This window comes from Ornithinicoccus halotolerans (assembly GCF_009602535.1).
Lineage (GTDB): Bacteria > Actinomycetota > Actinomycetes > Actinomycetales > Dermatophilaceae > Ornithinicoccus > Ornithinicoccus halotolerans.
Genome location: NZ_WIQI01000226.1, coordinates 1 through 564 on the forward strand (window position 1 = coordinate 1; position 564 = coordinate 564).

Below are 564 nucleotides of genomic sequence, written 5' to 3' on the forward strand. Positions count from 1 at the left end.
GGCGCGGCCGGCGGCACCGTCGTCGGCGGCGCGGCCGCGGTCGGCACCGCCTCGGACGAGGGCACCGCGGACGTGACCGGCCGCAGCGCCACCACGGACGTCACGACCGGCACCGGGGACACCCCCGCCGACATGCTCGACAGCGAGGAGATCGACGCGCTGGCCGCCGAGAACCCCCCGGAGGAGACCGACGACCTGCCCGGCTCCAACACCGACGAGACCACCGGCTTCCGCACCGAGGGCACCCAGGACAGCGAGGGCACCGAGGGCTACGGAGAGCCGGAGGACCGGCGCGGCTGAGGCAGGCCCCGCCACGCACGACCTCCACAGGGGAGGACGCCGAGGGCGTCCTCCCCTGTCGCGTCCCTGGCCACTCGGCGTGGCGTGACGGCGCTGGCCAGGCGGCTGCCTAGGCTTCGTGGCGACGGCCCCGCCGGGCAAGCCAGGAGGGAGGCGGCTGGTGACCGTACCGAGCACGGCTCGCCGCAGTCCCAGTCCGCCCGACGTCGAGGTGCTGCAGCGCGCGCCGACCACGGCCAGGCGCCGGGTGCGCCGCCCCGCCGG

1 protein-coding gene is annotated in these 564 nt (G+C 77.5%); it reads left to right on the plus strand.

Features of this window, described 5'->3' with window-relative positions; translation table 11 throughout:
* Nucleotides 1-300: hypothetical protein (locus tag GFJ45_RS16605; protein WP_228387233.1), on the plus strand; the 300-nt coding region annotated here is incomplete at its 5' end.
* Nucleotides 301-564 lie beyond the last annotated feature (264 nt).